Genomic DNA, 18,821 nt, shown 5'->3' on the forward strand with positions numbered 1-18,821 from the left:
GTGACGACGCTACCCGCGGGGCACGACAGCCCCGTGCAGCAACGACGCATCGGCGACCGTCCCGTCAGCGCCATCGGGCTCGGGGCGATGCCCCTGTCGACCAAGACCGAGCGCCCCTCCCGCGAGGAGGCGGTCGCCGTCGTCCACGCCGCGCTCGACGCCGGCGTGACGCTGGTCGACACCGCCGACGCCTACGCCCGCGACGAGGCGGAGTTCGGGCACAACGAGTCGCTGGTGGCCGCGGCGCTGGCCTCCTACGGCGCCACCGACGTGCTCGTGGCCACGAAGGGCGGGCACACCCGCCAGGGCAGCGACTGGCTGCTCGACGGGTCGCCGGGGTACCTGCGGCAGGCGTGCGAGGCGTCCCTGCGGCGGCTCGGCGTCGACGCGATCGGGCTGTACCAGTTCCACCGGCCCGACCCGGACACGCCGTGGGAGGACTCGATGGGCGCGCTCCGGCAGCTCGCCGACGACGGCCTGGTGCAGATGGTGGGCATCTCCAACGCCGACGTCGCACAGATCGACGTCGCCCGCTCCATCGTGGGCCCGGCGCTGGTGAGCGTGCAGAACCAGTTCTCTCCGGGCTGGCGGTTCTCCGCCGACGAGGTGGCGCACTGCGCCGCGCACGGGCTGGCCTTCCTGCCGTGGAGCCCCTTCGGCGGCGTGACCGCGGCGGGCTCCCTGTCGGCGACGGCGCCGGCGTTCGCCGAGGTGGCCGGCGAGCTGGGCGTGTCGGTGTACCAGGTGACGCTGGCCTGGCACCTCGCGCAGTCCGACGTCGTGGTGCCCATCCCGGGGGCGTCGCGAGCGGCGACCATCCAGGACTCCGCGGCCGCGGCCGACCTGCAGCTGACGCCGGAGCAGCTGGCCCGCCTGGACGCCTGAGGCGCCGCGCACGCTCGCCGCGTCGATCGTCGTCTCGTTGCCGCTCGCTCCGACGTGTCCGCGCGCGTCGGCGGCGACGTCTCGATGGTCGACCCGCCGGCGCCCACCCCCGGCGGAGCAGCGCCCGCCGCGTCCGCTCGACCACGACGGCGGGACCGGTCCGGTGCCGTCCGGCGAAGCGCAGCACCAGCCATCCGCCGGCGGCCATCGGCGAGTAGCGGTCGACGTCGCGGCCGAACGGCACCGTCTCGGCGTGCTGACGACCCTCGTACTCGATCGCCGGCCGGTGCTCCGCGTACCCCAGGTCCGCGTGCGCCACGACCTGTCCCCGGCGGTCGAGGACGGGGACCTGCACCTGCGGGTCCGGCAGGTCGCTGGTGGTGAGCCAGAACCGCAGCAGGCTCTCCGGCCGGGACATCGCGCCGGGCGAGAGCAGCGCGGCGCAGTGCCGCGCACGCACCACCCCGCGCACCCGTCCGGCGCGATCGAGGCGCCGCGCCAGGGAGGCGGTGTCGAGCCGGCCGGTGCGCAGCAGGGCGTCACCGACGGCGACGAGCTCGGCCGGAGGCAGCCGCCGCGCCCGGTCGAGGAAGGTCTGGGCACCGGAGGTGACGCGCAGTCCCGCCGCCTCGACCACGTCCTCGGAGCGCAGGTCCCGCACGTGCACGGCCAGCCCCCGCCGCTGCGGCAGCACCGGTCGCGGGCGCAGCACCACCTCGACCTCAGGTGGAGGGTCAGCCCGCACGCCGAACAGGGCCGCCGCGGTTCCCAGGCCGAAGGCCGCGTCGGGTGGAAGCAGCCGGGTCCAGGCCCGGCAGCGCGCGGCGAGGCCGTCCTCCGCGGCGGCCGGGACGTACAGGCCGCGCGCGAGGCGGCGCCCGTCCGCCATCACCTGGCGGCGGCGCGCTCCGGCTGTCCGGGCCTCGGTCCAGGTGTGGACCAGCAGCAGTTCGACGTCGTCCATGCGGCGACCGTGCTGGCGCGACGGCTCGACGACGGCGTGCCGCGGGCACCTGTGGACGCCCGCGCGGCTGTGGAGACGACGGCCCTGCGGTCGTGCGGGGCACTCAGCGGCCCAGCACCTCGCGCAGGGCGGCCAGTACCAGAGCCACCTTGTCGGGGGCGGCGTTGGGGCCCATCAGCCCGATCCGCCAGACGGTGGCCGCGTAGGCGCCGACGCCACCGCCGATCTCCAGGTCGTAGCGCTCGAGCAGTTCCTTGCGCACCGCGGCCGAGTCCACGCCCTCGGGCACCCGCACGGTGGTCAGCTCCGGCAGCCGGTGCCCCTCGGCGGCGAACAGCTCCAGGCCCATCGCCTGCAGGCCCTCGTGCAGCAGCCGGCCGGCCTCGGCGTGCCGGGCGTGCACCGCGTCGAGGCCCTCGTCGAGGACCCGGCCGAGCCCGGCGTGCAGCGACACGACCATCCCGGTCGGCGCGGTGTGGTGGTAGGTGCGGCCACCCGACCCGGCCGCCTCCCCGGCGTAGCCGCCGAGCATGCCGAGGTCGAGGTACCAGCTGCGCGGCTTCTCGATCCGCCGCTCCCAGGCGCGGTCGGAGATGGTGAACGGCGCCAGCCCCGGCGCGACGCCCAGGCACTTCTGCGAGCCGGAGTACGCGAGGTCGACGCCCCAGTCGTCCAGCCGCACCGGGATGCCGCCCAGAGAGGTCACGCAGTCGGCCAGCAGCAGCGCGTCGCCCTTCCCGGCCGCCAGGGGCTCGAGGTCCGACAGCACTCCGGTCGAGGTCTCCGCGTGGACGGCGGCGATCAGCTTCGCAGACGGGTGCGCGGCCAGCACGCGCTCGGCGTCCACGGGCGTGCCCCAGTCGTGGTCCACCCGCACCACCTCGGCACCGCAGCGCGACGCGACGTCGACCATCCGCTCGCCGAACAGGCCGTTGACCGCCACGACGACGACGTCGCCCGGGCCCACGGTGTTGACGAACGCCGCCTCCATGCCCGCCGACCCGGTGGCCGACAGCGGCAGCGTGCGCCGGTTGGCGGTGCCGAACACCGTGCGCAGCCGCTCGGAGGTCTCGTCGAGGATGCCGAGGAACACCGGGTCGAGGTGCCCGAGCAGCGGCTGCCCGAGGGCGACCGTGGCCTCCGGATAGGGGTTGGAGGGTCCGGGTCCGAGCAGGGTACGGGCGCGCAGCGGCATGCGCCGCACCCTAGGACCGGCCCCGGCTCACCGCTCCCCCGGCACCCCACGGGTCGGCCTCCGCGCGCGGCACCGGCCCGCCCTCCCGGACCAGCCGTTCCAGGAGGTCGACGGCGGCCGCGGTGCCGCCGTGCCGGGCGAGCGACGCGGCGACGGCGGCCGCCCGCTCGCGGTAGGTGAGGCCGGCGAGCACCTCGGCGACGGCCTCGGCCACCTGGCGCGGCGAGGGCCGCCCGGTCCGCAGGTCGACGCCGGCCCCGGAGCCGGCCACCCGGCGGGCGATCTCGGGCTTGTCCAGCGTGCCGCCGGCCACCACCAGCGGCACGCCCGCCCCCAGCGCGGCCAGCACCCCGCCCCACCCGCCGTTGGTGACCACCACCGAGGTCCGCGGCAGCAGCACGTCGTAGGGCAGGAACTCCGCCTGCCGGGCGTTCGCGGGCACGGCGTCGGCCGGCAGGGGACCGGACCCGGTCGCCGCCGCCACGACGACGTCGGCGTCGGCCAGGCCGCGCAGCGCCGGGAGCAGCAGGTCGCTCGGGTCGACGTCGTAGGTGCCCTGGGTGACGTGCACCAGCGGGCGGCCGGTGCCCACCAGCTCCGGCCACCACGGCGGCGGCTGGCGACCGGCCGGCGGCGGCGCGAGCTGGCCGACGAAGTGCACCTGCGGCGGCAGGTCGCGGCGCGGGTGCTCCAGCTCCGGGACGCCGTGCGCGAGGACCAGCTGCGGTGACGCGAACGCCTCCAGCGCCGAGGACCGCGCGGCCGGCAGGTCGACCTCGGCCCGGACCGAGGTCAGGACGGCGTCCATCCGGCGCACGAGCGTGCGCGCCACCAGGGCGCGCAGCGCGGCGTCGCGCGCCCGCCCCAGCGGGGTCCGCGCCGGCAGCAGCCCCGTCCCGAACGGCGGTAGGTCCTCCGACGGCATCGACAGCGGGACCAGCGACACCGACGCCCACGGGGTCCCCCGCCGCTCGGCGACCAGGCTGCAGCCGATCGCCAGCTGGTCGCTGACCAGCAGGTCCACCGGCCCGGCGGCCTCGATGTCGCGGGCCTGCCCGGCGCCGGTGCGCAGGAACACGTGCTCCAGGTTGGTCGCCACCGCCCGCATGCCCCGGCCGTCCCCCACCTGCGGGAAGGTGGCGCGCAGGTCGGCGTCGTCGAAGTCGGGAGCCCGTTCCCAGGGCTGCCACGACGCACCGACGGCGGTGAACCGGTCGGCGTACCGGCGGCCGGTGTAGGCCACCACCTCGTGGCCGCGGCCGGTCAGCTCGCGGGCCAGCGCGGCCATGGGGGCGGCGTGGCCGGCGAAGGGCATGGCCGCGACCAGGACGCGCATGGCAGACCTCCGTCCGTGCGAGCCGCAGTCTGCCGCCCCGGACGGACCGGTCGCCAGGCCCGGCGAGGACGGGCCGATGAGCACCGGCCCGGGGCCCCGCGCCGCGACGAGGCCGCGGCGATGTGGCGGGAGTACGCCGCCACGCTCCCGCCGGGCAGGCCCGCGACATCGAGGCCGCCGGCTCGCCGACGAGCTGATCGCCCTCGTGCTCGCCGGCACCGAGCGGGCCACCGCCGGCCTGGTCGCCGACTGCGCGGGAGGCCGAGCCGCTCCCCCGCATCGGCGGGCACTGGATCGCCTGCGACGGCGACGGCCGCCCCCGCGCGGTCCTGCGCTCCACCGAGCTGCGGGTGGGCCGCCTCGACAGCGTCGACGGCGCCCTCGCCTGGGACGAGGGCGAGGGCGACCGCACCCGGGCGGACTGGCTCGCCGGCCACCTGCGCTACTCCACCCGCACGCTGGCCGCCCGCGGGGAGCGGTGGGACGACGACCTCGAGGTGGTCTTCGAGCGCTTCCGGGTCGTCCGGCCACGGGAGGTGGCCGACTGGGCTAGGCCGTCGGGTCGGTCGGCCCCGGGGCGCCGGGCGGGCCAGGCAGCGCCGGCTCCTCGGCGACGACGTCGATGCCGGCCTCCTTGCGCTGCGCGTCGCTGATCGGCGTCGGTGCGCCGGTCAGCGGGTCGTAGCCGGCACCGGTCTTCGGGAAGGCGATGACCTCGCGGATCGAGTCGACGCCGGCCAGCAGCGCGGTCAGCCGGTCCCAGCCCAGCGCCGCGCCGGCGTGCGGCGGCGGGCCGTAGGCGAAGGCCTCGAGGAAGAACCCGAACCGCTCGCGGGCCTCCTCGCGCGACATCCCGAGGGTCTCGAACACCCGCTCCTGCAGGTCCGGGTCGGCGATCCGGACCGAGCCGCTGGCCAGCTCGTTGCCGTTGACGACCAGGTCGTAGGCGTCGGAGAGCGCGTTGGCCTTGTCGTCGGCGAACCCCTCCCGCCACTCCGGTGTGGGCGAGGTGAACGGGTGGTGCATGAAGGTCCAGTCGCCGTCCTCGGTCTCCTCGAACATCGGGAAGTCGACGACGAACAGGAACGACCAGCTGCCCGGCTCGATGAGCTCCAGCCGCTTGGCGATCTCGTTGCGGGCGGCACCGAGCAGCTCCTGCGAGGAGCGGCGCGGGCCGGCGGCGAAGAAGACGCAGTCCCCCGGCGCGGCGCCGACGGCCTCCACCAGCCCGGCGCGCTCGGCGTCGGAGACGTTCTTGGCCACCGGGCCGCCGAGCGTGCCGTCCTCGGCGATCGTCACGTAGGCCAGGCCGCGGTATCCCCGGGAGCGGGCCCAGTCCTGCCAGGCGTCGAACGCCCGCCGCGGCTGCGACCCGCCGCCGGGCATGACCACCGCGCCCACGTAGGGCGCCTGGAACACCCGGAACGGGGTGTCGGCGAAGAAGGAGGTCAGCTCGGTGAGCTCGATGCCGAATCGCAGGTCGGGCTTGTCCGACCCGAACCGGTCCATGGCCTCGCGGTAGGTCATCCGCGGGACCTCGCCCACCTCGTGCGCGGCCAGCTCCGCCCACAGCGCACGGACGACGTCCTCGACCACGGCCAGCACGTCGTCGCGCCCGACGAAGCTCATCTCGAAGTCCAGCTGGGTGAACTCCGGCTGCCGGTCGGCGCGGAAGTCCTCGTCCCGGAAGCAGCGGGCGATCTGGTAGTAGCGCTCCAGCCCGCCGATCATCAGCAGCTGCTTGAACAGCTGCGGGGACTGCGGCAGCGCGTACCACTTGCCCGGCTGCAGCCGCACCGGCACCACGAAGTCACGCGCGCCCTCGGGGGTCGAGCGGGTGAGGTCGGGCGTCTCCACCTCGGTGAAGCCGTTCCGGGCCATCACGCCGCGGGCGATCCGGTTGACCTCGCTGCGCAGCCGCAGGATCCGGGCCGGGCCCTGCCGCCGCAGGTCGAGGTAGCGGTACTTGTAGCGGACGTCGTCGGAGGCGGCCTGGTCGGTCTCGATCGGGAACGGCAGCGGCGCCGACGACGACAGCACCCGCAGCTCGGCGGCGGCCACCTCGATCGCGCCGGTGGGCAGCTCCGGGTTCTCGTTGCCGGCCGGGCGCTGCCGCACCTCGCCGGTGACCAGCACGCAGAACTCGTTGCGGAGGGCGTGCGCCTCCTCCTCGCGGACGACGACCTGGACGTAGCCCGAGGCGTCGCGCAGGTCGACGAAGACGACGCCGCCGTGGTCGCGCCGGCGGGCCACCCAGCCGGCGAGGGTGACGGTCGAGCCGGCGTCGGAGGCGCGCAGCGTCCCGGCGTCGTGGGTGCGGAGCACAGGGGTCTCTCTCTCGGGATGGGGCCTGCGGGGGTGGGCGGTCAGCTCACCAGCGGTCGTGCACGTGCTGCCGGATGCGCTCGTCGTAGAGCCGCTCGAGGTCGGCGAGCTCGGCGTCGGTCAGCGGCGGCAGGTCGGCCGCCGCGGCGTTGGACCGCGCCTGCTCCACCGACCGCGCGCCGGGGATGACGCAGGTGACGCCGGGCTGCTCCACCACCCAGCGCAGCGCGACCTGGGCCGGCACCCGGTCGCCGCAGATCGCGGTGAACTCGCGGGCCGCCGCGACGCCGACGTCGTAGGGCACGCCGGCGAAGGTCTCGCCGACGTCGAAGGCCTCGCCGTTGCGGTTGAAGTTCCGGTGGTCGTCGGCGCGGAACGTCGTCGACTCGGTGTACCGCCCGGACAGCAGGCCGCTCGCCAGGGGCACCCGCGCCAGGATCCCGACGCCGCGTGCGGCCGCGGCGGGCAGCAGCTCCTCCAGCGGCTTGCGCCGGAAGACGTTGAGGATGACCTGGACGGTCTGCACGCCCGGGTGCTCCAGCGCGGTCAGGCCCTCGGCGACGGTCTCCACCGAGACGCCGTAGGCCGCGATCGCGCCGTCGGCGACGAAGGAGTCCAGCGCGTCGTACACCCGCTGGTCGGAGTAGACGGCGGTCGGCGGGCAGTGCAGCTGCACCAGGTCGAGGGTCTCGACGCCGAGGTTGCGCCGCGACCGGTCGATCCACGCCCGCAGGTTCTCGGCCCTGTACTGCCCGGCCTCGAACGGGTCGGCGCGCCGGCCGGCCTTGGTGGCCACGAACGGCCGGTCCGGCCGGGCGGCCAGCGCCTTGCGGATGCGCTCCTCGCTGCGCCCGTCGCCGTAGACGTCGGCGGTGTCGAGCAGCGTCACGCCGGCGTCGAGGGCGGCGTCGAGCACGTCGCCGGCGGTCTGCTCGCCGACGTCGCCCCAGTCACCGCCCAGCTGCCAGGTGCCCAGGCCGACGACGCTCACGTCCGCGCCGGTCCGTCCGAGGGGTCGGGTCTCCATCAGATGCTCACCGCAGCCTTCAGCGCCTCGAACAGGTCACCCACGGGGACGGCGCGTTGCTCCCCCGTGCGCAGGTCCTTCAGCTGGCCGACGCCGTCGACCAGGTCCCGCTCGCCGACGACGACGGCGTGCGTCGCCCCCGACCGGTCGGCGGCCTTCATGGCGCCCTTGAGGCCGCGGTCGCCGTAGACGGTGTCCGCGGACACGCCGGCCGACCGCAGCTGCCCGACCAGCCGGACCGCCAGCCGCTTGGCCTCGGCCCCCAGCGGGACGACGAACGCCCGCACCCCGGCGGCCGCCGCGACGTCGAGCCCCTCGGCCTGCACCGCCAGCAGCGTCCGGTCGACGCCGACGGCGTAGCCGATGCCCGACACGTCCGGCCCGCCCAGCGCCGCCGACAGCCCGTCGTAGCGCCCGCCGCCGCCGATCGCCGACTGCGCGCCGAGGCCGTGGTGCACGAACTCGAACGTCGTCTTCGTGTAGTAGTCCAGGCCGCGCACCAGCCTGGGCGCCTCGGTCCAGGTCACGCCGAGGTCGGTGAGGTGCTGGCGGACGGCGTCGTAGTGCGCCCTGGTGGAGTCCGACAGGTGGTCGACCATCAGCGGCGCGTCGTCGAGCTGGGCCTGCACCTCGGGCCGCTTGTCGTCGAGGACCCGCAGCGGGTTGATCGCCGCCCGGCGCCGGGTCTCCTCGTCCAGGTCGATCTTCTCGAGGTGGGCGACCAGCAGCTCGCGGTACTGCGGCCGGCAGGTGGCGTCGCCGAGCGAGGTCAGCAGCAGCTCGAAGTCGCTGAGCCCGAGGTCGCGGAAGCCCTGCACGCCCAGCGCCACGACCTCGGCGTCCAGCGCGGGGTCGTCGACCCCGAGCGCCTCCATGTCGACCTGCGTGAAGTGCCGGTACCGGCCGGCCTGCGGGCGCTCGTAGCGGAACGCCGAGCCGACCGTCCACAGCTTGACCGGCAGCGCCCCGGAGAACAGGCGGTGCTCGATGAAGGCCCGCATGAGCCCGGCGGTGAGCTCCGGGCGCAGGGTGAGCGAGCGGCCGCCGCGGTCGTCGAAGGTGTACATCTCCTTGGTCACGACGTCGGTGGACTCCCCGACGCCGCGGGAGAAGACCGCGGTCTCCTCGAAGACCGGCGTCTCGACGTAGCCGTAGCCGGCCCGCCGCAGCGGCGCGGTCAGGGTGTCGCGGACGGCGAGGAAGCGGGCCGAGTCCGGGGGCAGGACGTCGAACGTCCCCTTTGGTGCGCTCAGGCCGGTCACAGGCCGCGGCCCTTCGGGGCCGCTGCCCCGGCCTCGGCCAGGTAGGGGTTGGTCGCCCGCTCGCGGCCGATCGTCGTCGCCGGGCCGTGGCCGGGCAGCACGACGGTGGCGTCGTCGAGGGGCAGGACGACGTCGCGCAGCGAGGTGAGCATCGCCTCCCACGAGCCGCCGGGCAGGTCCACCCGGCCGACCGACCCGGCGAAGAGCACGTCGCCGGCGAGCAGTCCGGGCGCACCGTCGAACTCGCTGCCGAGGTCGAGGGAGAACACCACCGAGCCCTGCGTGTGCCCGGGCGCGTGGCGGACGGTCAGCTCCACGCCGGCCAGCGGGAGCACCGCGCCGTCGTCGAGCCGGCGGACCTCCGAGGGGTCGGGCAGGCGCACGCCGGTGATCAGCGGCGCGAGCGCCGGGCCGTGCCAGCGGGCGGGGTCGGAGAGCATCCCGTTGTCGCTCGGGTGCAGGTAGGCCGGGATGTCGTAGCCCTCGCAGACGGGCAGCACGGAGAAGGTGTGGTCGAGGTGGCCGTGGGTGAGCACGACGGCGACCGGCTTGAGGCCGTCCTCGGCGAGCATCCGGGCCAGCGGCTCCACCGCGTCCATGCCCGGGTCGACGACGACGCACTCCTGGCCACGCCCGGGAGCGACGGCGTAGCAGTTGGTGCCGAAGGCGCCGGCCGGGAACGAGCGGATGAGCACCCGTGCAGGTTACGCGGGTGATCAGGGGCCCTCCGGTCCGGCAACCGGGCGTCCACAGGAGCGCCACCTACACTCGCGCATCGACCAGCGGGCTGACCGCGGGACGCGGCCGGAGCCGCGACCCGGCCCCGCGGAACACGTCGTCCGTCCGAGGAGTGCCCGACCCCGTGCCGACCAACAAGCAGCAGCGTCTCGCCGCCCAGCGCCGCCTGCAGCGACAGCTCGAGAAGCGCGCCGAGATGGCCCGCAAGCGCCGCCGCAACCTGCTCGTCGTCGTGACCGTCGTCGCCGTCGTCCTCGTCGCCGGGGCGGTGGCCCTCGTGGCCGGGCTCAACGGGGGCGACGACGACGCCCAGGCCGCCGCCAGCAGCAGCTCGGCCGCCGCCACCGAGGACACCGAGGCCACCGCGGCTCCCGCGGTCACCAACGCCGACGGCACGGTCACCTGCACCTACGCCCCCGACACGTCCGGCAACCCGAGCCTGACCGACGTCGGCACACCGCCCGACCCGGCCTCGACGCCGGCCAGCGGCACCGTGGGGCTGCTGATGTCGACCGACCAGGGCGACATCCCGCTGACCCTGGACCGTGCCGGGGCGCCGTGCGCGGCGGCCAGCTTCGCCTACCTGGCCTCGGTGCAGTTCTTCGACGGCAGCATCTGCCACCGCGAGGTCAACCAGCCCACCTTCGGCGTGCTGCAGTGCGGCGACCCGACCGGCTCGGGCTCCGGCGGCCCCTCGTACACGTTCGCCGAGGAGGTCACGCCGGAGACGACCTACCCGCGCGGGACGATCGCCATGGCCAACAGCGGCCAGCCCGGCTCCACCGGCAGCCAGTTCTTCCTGTGCTTCGTCGACACCCAGCTCCCGCCGGACTACACCGCCGTCGGCACCGTCGACGAGGCCGGCCTGGCCGTGCTCGACACCATCGCGGCGGCCGGCAACGACGGCTCCTTCGAGCCCAGCCCCGGCGGCGGCGCGCCCAACCTCCCGGTGACCATCACCTCGATGACCGTCGTCGCATGAGGCCGGCGCGGGCGGGCGCCGGCCGCGTCCTCGGGACGGCTGCCGGCGCCCTGCTGGCGCTCACCGCCTGCACCGGCACCGTGAGCGGGTCGGCGTCGCCGGTCCCCGGCGGCACCGAGGCCGCTCCGGAGGACACCGACGGCGGCAGCGCGACGGTGTCCTGCGAGTGGGTCGCCGCCCGCTCGGGCAACCCCTACGCCGTGGAGGTCTCCCCGCCCGACGACGAGGTGCCCGCCGAGGGCACCGCGGCGCTGCGGATGACCACCGGCCTGGGCGAGCTGGTGCTCACCCTCGACCGGGCCGGCGCCCCGTGCGCGTCGGCGAGCCTGGTCCACCTGGCCGGGCTCGGCTACTTCGACGGCTCGCCCTGCCACCGCGAGGTCGACACCGCGGGCCTGCAGGTGCTGCAGTGCGGCGACCCCACCGGCACCGGCGCCGGCGGGCCCACCTACGCCTTCCCCACCGAGGTCGACGGCACCGAGACCTACCCCCGCGGCACGATCGCGATGGCCAACAGCGGGCAGGGCCTCGACGGCAGCCAGTTCTTCCTCGTGTGGGGCGACAGCGAGCTGCCGCCGGACTACACCGTCGTCGGGACCGTCGACGACGCCGGCCTGGCGGTGCTCGACGTCGTCGCCGCCAACGGCAACGACGGCTCGCTGGACCCCTCCCCCGGCGGCGGCGCCCCCACGGTCCCGGTGACCGTGACCGCGATGACCCCGCTGCAGTGACCGACCCCTACCGGGGCTTCCCGCCCGGCTTCTTCGCCCGCGACGACGAGGGGCCCGACACGCTGTTCTACGGCCCGCCGCGGCTGGTCACCCACATCGACGACGCCGCGATCGCCGCGGTCGGCGACCTCTACGCCGAGCTCGGCATCGACGGGTCCTCGCCGGTCCCCCGCCGGGTGCTCGACCTCATGTCGTCGTGGATCTCGCACTTCCGCACGCCGCCGGCCGAGCTGGTGGTGCTCGGCATGAACGCCGCGGAGCTCGCTGCCAACACCGCGGCCACCGAACGGATCGTGCGCGACCTGAACACCGACCCCACGCTGCCGCTGCCCGACGGCGACGTCGACGCCGCGGTGTGCTGCGTGTCGATCGACTACCTGACCCGGCCCATCGAGGTGCTCGCCGAGGCCGGGCGCGTGCTCCGGCCGGGCGGACCGCTGGCGATCACGTTCTCCAACCGGTGCTTCCCGACCAAGGCCGTGCACGGCTGGCTGGCCACCACCGACGAGCAGCACGGCGCACTCGTGGCCGAGCTCGTGCGGCGCACCGGGCTGTTCGGCGAGCCGGAGGTCTCACTGCGCACCCGCCCCGGCCGCGGCGACCCGCTCTACGCGGTGGTGGCGCTCAGGCGGTGACGCGCTCGACGTCGAAGACGCCCTCGACGTTGCGGACCGTCTGCAGCACCGCACCGAGGTGCGCCGGGTCGGCCAGCTCGAAGGTGAACCGGCTGACCGCCACCCGGTCGCGGCTGGTCTGCACCGACGCCGAGAGGATGTTGACCCGCTCGTCGGCCAGTGCCTTGGTGACGTCGGAGAGCAGCCGGTGCCGGTCGAGCGCCTCGACCTGGATGGACACGAGGAACACCGAGCCGGGTTGGCTGGCCCACTCGACCTCCACCAGGCGCTCGCTCTTGCGGCGCAGGTCGGCGGCGTTGGTGCAGTCGGTGCGGTGCACGCTCACCCCGCCACCGCGGGTGACGAAGCCCAGGACGTCGTCGCCGGGCACCGGGGTGCAGCACTTGGCGAGCTTGGCCCAGACGTCGCTCATCCCGTGCACGACGATGCCGGGGTCGCCGGTGGCCGAGCGCCGGTGCGACGGGCGGCGGGTGGGGATCGCGGTCTCGGCGATGTCCTCGACCGCACCCTCGGCGCCGCCGAGCGCGGTGATCAGCTTCTCGACCACCGACGCCGCGGAGATCTGGTTCTCCCCCACCGCCGCGTAGAGCGCGGTGACGTCGGCGTGGCGGAGGTCCTTGGCCAGCGTGACCAGCGCCTCGCCGCCCAGCAGCCGCTGCAGCGGCAGGCCGGACTTGCGCATGGCCCGGGTCAGGGCCTCCTTGCCGGCCTCGACCGCGTCGTCGCGGCGCTCCTTGGTGAACCACTGGCGGATCTTGGTCCGCGCGCGGGAGGAGCCGACGAAGGTCAGCCAGTCCTTGGAGGGGCCGGCCGTGGGCGAGCGGGAGGTGAAGATCTCGACGACGTCGCCGTTGGACAGCGTGCTGTCCAGGCTGACCAGCGTGCCGTTGACCCGGGCGCCGATGCAGCGGTGGCCGACCTCGGTGTGCACCGCGTAGGCGAAGTCCACCGGCGTCGCCCCGCCGGGCAGGCTCACCACGTCGCCCTTGGGCGTGAAGACGAAGACCTCCTGCGGACCGAGGTCGTAGCGCAGGGTCTCGAGGAACTCGCCGGGCTCCTGGGCCTCGCGCTGCCAGTCCAGCAACTGGCGCAGCCACAGCATGTCGTCGGGCGAGCCGACCTTGGTGGCGCCGAACTCGCCGGGGCCGGGCTTGCCGCCCTGCCGCGCGTTCTCCTTGTACTTCCAGTGCGCGGCGATGCCGTACTCGGCGGTGCGGTGCATGTCGTGCGTGCGGATCTGCAGCTCGACCGGCTTGCCCTGCGGCCCGATCACCGTCGTGTGCAGCGACTGGTACATGTTGAACTTCGGCATCGCGACGAAGTCCTTGAACCGCCCGGGCACCGGCTGCCAGTGCGCGTGCATGATGCCCAGCGCGGCGTAGCAGTCGCGCACGGTGTCGACCAGGATGCGGATGCCGACGAGGTCCCAGATGTCGGTGAAGTCCCGGCCGCGGACGATCATCTTCTGGTAGATCGAGTAGTAGTGCTTGGGCCGGCCGGTGACGACGGCCTCGATCTTGGCGGCCTTGAGCTGCTCGGTGACCGACGTGGTCACCTCGGCGAGGTAGGTGTCCCGCGACGGCGCCCGCTCGGCCACCAGGCGCACGATCTCGTCGTAGCGCTTGGGGTACAGCGTGGCGAAGGCGAGGTCCTCGAGCTCCCACTTGATCGTGTTCATGCCCAGGCGGTGGGCCAGCGGGGCGAGGATCTCCAGCGTCTCGCGCGCCTTCTTCTCCTGCTTCTCCGGCGGGAGGAAGCGCAGCGTGCGCATGTTGTGCAGCCGGTCGGCGAGCTTGATGACCAGCACCCGCGGGTCGCGGGCCATCGCGACGATCATCTTGCGGATCGTCTCGGCCTGGGCGGCGTCCCCCAGCTTGACCCGGTCGATCTTCGTGACGCCGTCGACGAGGTGGGCGACCTCGGGGCCGAAGTCGGAGCTGATCGCCTCGAGCGTCTTGCCGGTGTCCTCGACGGTGTCGTGCAGCAGCGCGGCGACCAGCGTGGTCGTGTCCATCCCGAGCCCGGCCAGGACCGTGGCCACGGCGAGCGGGTGGGTGATGTAGGGATCGCCGCTCTTGCGCTTCTGGGCGGCGTGCGCGGCCTCGGCGACGTCGTAGGCCCGCTGCAGCAGCGCCAGGTCGGCCTTGGGGTGGCTCTGCCGGTGCAGCGCCGCCAGGGGCTCGAGCACCGGCCGGACCTCGCTGCGCTGCCCGGCGACGATGCGGCGGGCCAGCCGGTCGCGGACGCGGCGGGGGCGGGGAGCGCCGGACGCACCCTCCTCCGGCGGCTCGCTGCCGACGTCGTCAGGACGGCGGACCAGCGGGCGGGACGGCAGCGGGACGCGCTGCTCCTGCGACAGGCCGGTACCGTCCGGGGCGGTGCTCTCCGGGACGGTGTCGCCCTCGGGCCGCGCGGCAGCCACGCGGGCGGCGGGCGCGTCGGGGGCCACGGCGACTCCTGCGTGGGCGGCGGAGGACGGACCCTGACCATGTTAGCCGCGCCGGGTCGGCGCGAGCCCACGCCGGGCGGGAGAGCTCCCCCTCAGGTGGTCCAGAGGGTGTGCACGGCGTGCGGGGCGACCCGCTGGCGCCCGCCGAGGGCAGCCAGCTCGATCACCACCGACACGGCCGTCACCACCCCGCCGAGCTGCTCGACCAGGGCCACCGCGGCCGCCAGCGTCCCGCCGGTGGCGAGGACGTCGTCGACCAGGAGCACCCGCTGACCGGGGCGCAGCGAGTCGGTGTGCATCTCGATGGTGGCGGTGCCGTACTCCAGCGCGTAGTCCGCCGCGATCCGCGCGCGCGGCAGCTTGCCGGCCTTGCGGACCGGGACGACGCCCACGCCGGTGTGCAGCGCGACCGCGGCGGCCAGCAGGAAGCCGCGGGCCTCCACGCCGACGACGACGTCGAAGCCGGGGTCGCCGGACGGGCCGTCGTCGGTGTGCGCGACCGCCGCCGCCCGCGGGTCGACGAAGGACGGCGCGGCCAGCCCCTCCACCATCCGGCGGAAGGCCGGGCCGTCGGCGAACACCGGCGTCAGGTCGCGGAAGACGACGCCGGGCTCCGGGAAGTCCGGGACGTCGACGGCCAGGCCGGCGATGACCTCGTCGAGGGGTGGCAGCGCCTCGGCCGTGCTCACCGGCGCCTCTTCCCCCCACCGGGCCGCTGCGGGCGGACGCCCGGGCGCGGGGCGGCCGTGGCGCCGTGCGGGCGGCCCGCGTCGGGGCCGACCGTGGCCGGTGACTCCACGACGACGTCGGCGCGCGCGGGACCGAGCGACCCGGCGTCCCGCTCGGCGAGGGCCACCCCGCCGCGGGCGGCGCCGCGGGCGCGGCGGGCGCTGGCGACCGGGCCGGCCGCGGCGCGGGTGCCCTGGCGGGCGGCGGCCGACCGCCGGGCGAGCACCCGGCGGCGCAGTGCCTGCTGCTCGGGCTCGCGCTCCTTGAGGTCGGCGACGATCGGGGTGGCCAGGAAGATCGACGAGTACGCGCCCGCCGCCAGCCCGACGAACAGCACCAGCGCGAGGTCCTTGAGCGTGCCCACGCCGAGCAGGCCGGCACCGACGAACAGCAGCCCGGCCACCGGCAGCAGCGCGATGACCGAGGTGTTGATCGAGCGCATGAGGGTCTGGTTGACCGCCAGGTTGGCCGCCTCGCCCCAGGTCATCCGGGCGCCCGAGGACAGGCCGCGGGTGTTCTCGTCGACCTTGTCGAAGACGACGACGGTGTCGTACAGCGAGAAGCCGAGGATGGTCAGCAGGCCGATGACCGTTGACGGCGTGACCTCGAAGCCGATCAGCGAGTAGACGCCGGCGGTGACCACGAGGTCGTGGATCAGCGCCGCGATGGCCCCGATGGCCATCTTCGGCTGGAACCGGATGGCGAGGAACAGCACGACGGCGACCAGGAAGACCACCAGCGCGATCAGCGCCTGGTCGGTGATGTCCTGGCCCCACTCGGCGCTCACCGACTCGGGGCTGACCTGGTCGGTGTCGACGCCGGCGGCCGTGGCGACCGCGTCGACGACGGCCCGCTCGCCGTCGTTGTCCAGCCCGCCGGTGCGCAGCAGGATCTCGCCCCCGCCGACCACCTGGGCGGAGGCGACGTCCGCGCCGGCGTCGGTGGCGGCCTGGCGCACCTGCTCGAGCTGCTCGGTGGTGCCCGGCAGCCGGAAGCTGTTGCCGCCGGCGAAGTCGATGCCGAAGTTAAAGCCGCGGAAGACCATCGAGGCGATGCAGAGCAGCACGACCACCGCGGTGACCTTGTAGATGAGCCTGCTCCGGCCGACGACGTCGAGCCCGGCCTCGCCGTTGTAGAGGCGGTGCGCCAGCGAGGCCCGCTTCGGCCGGCCGCGGGAGCCGCCCTCGGCCGGCAGGCCCGCGTCGGCGAGCGCGGCGTCGTCGGCGGCCTCGGCCGCGTCGTCGGCAGCGTCGGCGTCGGCGTCGATGGCGCGCGCCTCGTCGGCCTCGGTGCCCACCGGCACCGGGGTCTCGGTCTCGTGCTCGGTGTCGTTGCGGCGGTCGCTCATGCCTGGCTCCTGTCCTGCGACGCGCGGGCGCCCGACCCGGCGCCGACCAGCTCGCGCTCGGCGCGCACGGACGGCGCGGCCGAGCGCCGGGAGCGGTCGACCTGGCCCAGGCCGGAGAACCGGCTGGTGCCGAAGGTGCGGAACCGGGCGAGCACGGCCATCAGCGGGTGGGTGAAGAGGAAGACGACGACCAGGTCGAGGACCGTGGACAGGCCGAGGGTGAACGCGAAGCCCTTCACGTCACCGATGGCCAGCCAGTACAGGATCGCCGCGGCGAGAAAGCTGACCGCATCGGCCGACAGGATCGTGCGGCGGGCGCGGACCCAGGCGCGCGGCACCGCCGAGCGCAGGGTCCGGCCCTCGCGGATCTCGTCCTTGAGCCGTTCGAAGTAGACGACGAACGAGTCCGCCGTGATGCCGATGGACACGATGAACCCGGCGATGCCGGCGAGGCTCAGCGTGAAGCCGATCTCCCGGCCCAGCAGCACCAGGCTGGCGTAGACCACGACCGCCGACAGCAGCAGGCTGACGATCATCACCAGGCCGAGCAGCCGGTAGTAGACCAGCGCGTACACGAACACCAGCGCGATGCCGATGGCGCCGGCGATGAGGCCGGCCTCCAGCTGCTCGGCGCCGAGCTCGGTGGAGATCGACTGCGCGGTCGCCTGCTGGAAGGTCAGCGGCAGGGCGCCGTAGCGCAGCTGGTTGGCCAGCTCCTCGGCGCTGGCCTGGTCGAACGAGCCGGTGATGGTCGTCTGGCCGTTGATGGCGCCCTGGATGGTGGGCGCGGAGACCACCCGGCCGTCGAGGGTGAAGGCGACGTTGCTGCCGACGTTGGCGGCGGTGTACTGCGCCCAGGTGTTGCGGCCCTCGGAGTTGAAGTCCAGCAGCACGACCCACTCGCCGGTGGTCTGCTGCGTGCCGGCGCTGGCGTCGGCGATGTCGGTGCCCTCGATGATCGTCGGGCCGAGCAGGTACTTGGACAAGCCGTCCTCGCTGCAGGCGGCGACGAAGTCGTCGGGACGGGCGACCTCGCTCGTGGTGTCCGTGGCGTCGCAGGTCAGCGTCGCGTACTGCGCGGCGGCCTCCTCCTGCGTCACCGCCGGGCGGTCGGTGTCCAGCGCCGGGTCGCTCACCGCGCCGTCGCTGGGGGTCGCGGCGTCGGTGGCCGTCGCGGCGTCGGTGGGGGTCGCGGCGTCGGTGGGGGTCGCGCCGTCGGTGGGGGTCGCCGCGTCCGTGGGGGCGGCGGGGTCGGTGGGGGCGGCGGGGTCGGTGGGGGTCGCGCCGTCGGTGGCCGTCGCGGGGTCGCTCGGCGACGCGCTGTCGGTGGACTCCGCGGGCGCGGCGGCCTCGGGACCGGTCACCACGGGACGGAACCGCAGCTGCGCGGTCTGGCCCAGCTCGCGGGCCTGCTCGCCGTCGTCGCCGGGCACCGAGATGACGATGTTGGCGTCGCCCTCGGTGACCACCTCGGCCTCGGCGACGCCCAGGCCGTTGACCCGCTGCTCGATGATCTGGCGGGCCAGCTCGAGGTCCTCGGGCGCCGGCGCCTGCCCGTCGGGGGTGCGGGCGGTGAGCGTGACCGTCGTCCCGCCGCGCAGGTCCAGGCCGAGCTGGGGGGTGCGGTCGGAGCCGGTGGAGAAGATCAGGCCGTACAGGGCGGCGATGATCAGGACCAGCGCGCCGAAGTAACGGCGGGCGGGCAGGGCGCGGTTGGCCACGGGTCCTCCGTCAGAGGGTCTTGCCGGACGGGCCGTCACCGGGACGGTCGTCCCGGGCGGAGGGCTCGTCCACGGTGGGGTCGACCACGGTCTCCCCGTTCACGAGCGGGCCGGGCACCTCGCCGGCTGCCGGGCGCACCTGGATCACCGCCTGCCGCGCGTAGGTCACGACGACGCCGGGCGCGATCTCGACCTGGATGGTGGCCGGGTCGGCGAGGCCGGCCACGGTGCCGTACACGCCGCCGGCCATGGTGACCGGCACGCCGATCGCCAGCGCCGACTGCGTCTGGGTCTGCTGGCGCTTGCGCGCCCGCGCCGGCAGCACGATGAGTGCCACGAACGCCAGCGCGAGCAGGAGCAGGGGGAACAGTTCCACGACGGGAGTGCCTCTCTACCGCGCAGGCTGCACGCGGTCGGTGCGGCCCGGGTCGGGACCGCTCGGGTACGTCGGTCGTGGCGCGCGGGCACCGGCCCACGCCGACACGGGATCGCGC

At 75.0% G+C, this 18,821-nt stretch carries 15 protein-coding genes and 1 pseudogene; 5 read left to right on the plus strand and 11 right to left on the minus strand.

The genetic code is table 11. The features are described from left to right. Window positions 1–885: an aldo/keto reductase gene (locus tag BM414_RS13015; RefSeq protein WP_245784692.1), complete on the plus strand. Its 885-nt coding sequence runs from the start codon at window positions 1–3 to the stop codon at window positions 883–885. 1,067 nt (window positions 886–1,952) lie between these two features. Here BM414_RS13015 and BM414_RS13025 read toward each other — a convergent pair. Together BM414_RS13025 and BM414_RS13030 are read right to left on the minus strand one after the other, a co-directional pair. Further along, window positions 1,953–3,044, minus strand: coding sequence for a pyridoxal-phosphate-dependent aminotransferase family protein (locus BM414_RS13025; RefSeq protein ID WP_093579939.1), 1,092 nt, complete (start codon window positions 3,042–3,044; stop codon window positions 1,953–1,955). Between the two features lie 10 nt (window positions 3,045–3,054). Continuing rightward, entirely contained in the window at window positions 3,055–4,380 is a 1,326-nt protein-coding gene (locus tag BM414_RS13030; protein ID WP_093579864.1) for a glycosyltransferase, read from the minus strand. 266 nt (window positions 4,381–4,646) lie between these two features. Here BM414_RS13030 and BM414_RS31820 point away from each other — a divergent pair. Then, a pseudogene (locus BM414_RS31820) lies at window positions 4,647–5,033 on the plus strand (ASCH domain-containing protein); the annotation flags it as partial. Here the strand turns inward: BM414_RS31820 and aspS are convergent. The 4 genes from aspS to BM414_RS13055 are packed head-to-tail and all read right to left on the minus strand — an operon-like array spanning window position 4,930 to window position 9,689. Next, window positions 4,930–6,705, minus strand: a complete 1,776-nt coding sequence (gene aspS / locus BM414_RS13040) for an aspartate--tRNA ligase (RefSeq protein WP_093579865.1) — start codon at window positions 6,703–6,705, stop codon at window positions 4,930–4,932. The pseudogene BM414_RS31820 and the gene aspS sit on opposite strands and share 104 nt — an antisense overlap. A gap of 46 nt (window positions 6,706–6,751) precedes the next feature. Then, complete coding sequence (locus tag BM414_RS13045; RefSeq protein WP_093579866.1) at window positions 6,752–7,732, minus strand: aldo/keto reductase; 981 nt, start codon at window positions 7,730–7,732, stop codon at window positions 6,752–6,754. Further along, entirely contained in the window at window positions 7,732–8,994 is a 1,263-nt protein-coding gene (gene hisS, locus BM414_RS13050; RefSeq protein WP_093579867.1) for a histidine--tRNA ligase, read from the minus strand. The genes BM414_RS13045 and hisS overlap by 1 nt, the downstream gene beginning before the upstream one ends. Further along, on the minus strand, window positions 8,991–9,689 hold the full coding sequence (locus BM414_RS13055; RefSeq protein WP_093579868.1) for an MBL fold metallo-hydrolase: 699 nt from the start codon (window positions 9,687–9,689) through the stop codon (window positions 8,991–8,993). Before BM414_RS13055 ends, hisS begins: the two co-directional genes overlap by 4 nt. A 167-nt stretch (window positions 9,690–9,856) precedes the next feature. Here BM414_RS13055 and BM414_RS13060 point away from each other — a divergent pair, with 167 nt between their 5' ends. From BM414_RS13060 to BM414_RS13070, 3 genes are read left to right on the plus strand one after another with little or no spacing between them, the layout of a single operon-like run. Beyond that, entirely contained in the window at window positions 9,857–10,714 is an 858-nt protein-coding gene (locus BM414_RS13060; protein WP_093579869.1) for a peptidylprolyl isomerase, read from the plus strand. Continuing rightward, the gene (locus BM414_RS13065; protein WP_093579870.1) at window positions 10,711–11,445 is read left to right on the plus strand and encodes a peptidylprolyl isomerase; all 735 of its coding nucleotides are present in this window, start codon (window positions 10,711–10,713) and stop codon (window positions 11,443–11,445) included. The genes BM414_RS13060 and BM414_RS13065 overlap by 4 nt, the downstream gene beginning before the upstream one ends. Then, a complete protein-coding gene (locus BM414_RS13070) occupies window positions 11,442–12,080 on the plus strand; it encodes a class I SAM-dependent methyltransferase (protein WP_093579871.1) in 639 nt (212 codons plus the stop codon). The genes BM414_RS13065 and BM414_RS13070 overlap by 4 nt, the downstream gene beginning before the upstream one ends. Here the strand turns inward: BM414_RS13070 and BM414_RS13075 are convergent. The 5 genes from BM414_RS13075 to BM414_RS13095 all read right to left on the minus strand — a co-directional run bounded on the left by BM414_RS13075 (window position 12,070) and on the right by BM414_RS13095 (window position 18,703). Further along, the gene (locus tag BM414_RS13075) at window positions 12,070–14,529 is read right to left on the minus strand and encodes a RelA/SpoT family protein (protein ID WP_093579872.1); all 2,460 of its coding nucleotides are present in this window, start codon (window positions 14,527–14,529) and stop codon (window positions 12,070–12,072) included. The genes BM414_RS13070 and BM414_RS13075 overlap by 11 nt on opposite strands. 92 nt (window positions 14,530–14,621) lie before the next feature. Beyond that, window positions 14,622–15,218: an adenine phosphoribosyltransferase gene (locus BM414_RS13080; protein ID WP_093579873.1), complete on the minus strand. Its 597-nt coding sequence runs from the start codon at window positions 15,216–15,218 to the stop codon at window positions 14,622–14,624. Beyond that, window positions 15,215–16,606, minus strand: a complete 1,392-nt coding sequence (gene secF / locus BM414_RS13085; RefSeq protein ID WP_245784693.1) for a protein translocase subunit SecF — start codon at window positions 16,604–16,606, stop codon at window positions 15,215–15,217. The genes BM414_RS13080 and secF overlap by 4 nt, the downstream gene beginning before the upstream one ends. Beyond that, a complete protein-coding gene (secD, locus tag BM414_RS13090) occupies window positions 16,603–18,327 on the minus strand; it encodes a protein translocase subunit SecD (protein ID WP_093579874.1) in 1,725 nt (574 codons plus the stop codon). Before secD ends, secF begins: the two co-directional genes overlap by 4 nt. Before the next feature lie 10 nt (window positions 18,328–18,337). Next, complete coding sequence (locus BM414_RS13095) at window positions 18,338–18,703, minus strand: preprotein translocase subunit YajC (RefSeq protein ID WP_093579875.1); 366 nt, start codon at window positions 18,701–18,703, stop codon at window positions 18,338–18,340. Window positions 18,704–18,821 lie beyond the last annotated feature (118 nt).

Source organism: Geodermatophilus amargosae, assembly GCF_900116515.1.
Classification (GTDB): domain Bacteria; phylum Actinomycetota; class Actinomycetes; order Mycobacteriales; family Geodermatophilaceae; genus Geodermatophilus; species Geodermatophilus amargosae.

Excerpts from the sequence above, each read along its gene's own strand:
- BM414_RS13045 (WP_093579866.1), bottom strand. The coding sequence starts at position 7,732 with ATGGAGACCCGACCCCTCGGACGGACCGGCGCGGACGTGAGCGTCGTC.
- secF (WP_245784693.1), bottom strand. The coding sequence starts at position 16,606 with ATGAGCGACCGCCGCAACGACACCGAGCACGAGACCGAGACCCCGGTG.
- BM414_RS13065 (WP_093579870.1), top strand. The coding sequence starts at position 10,711 with ATGAGGCCGGCGCGGGCGGGCGCCGGCCGCGTCCTCGGGACGGCTGCC.
- BM414_RS13025 (WP_093579939.1), bottom strand. The coding sequence starts at position 3,044 with ATGCCGCTGCGCGCCCGTACCCTGCTCGGACCCGGACCCTCCAACCCC.
- BM414_RS13030 (WP_093579864.1), bottom strand. The coding sequence starts at position 4,380 with ATGCGCGTCCTGGTCGCGGCCATGCCCTTCGCCGGCCACGCCGCCCCC.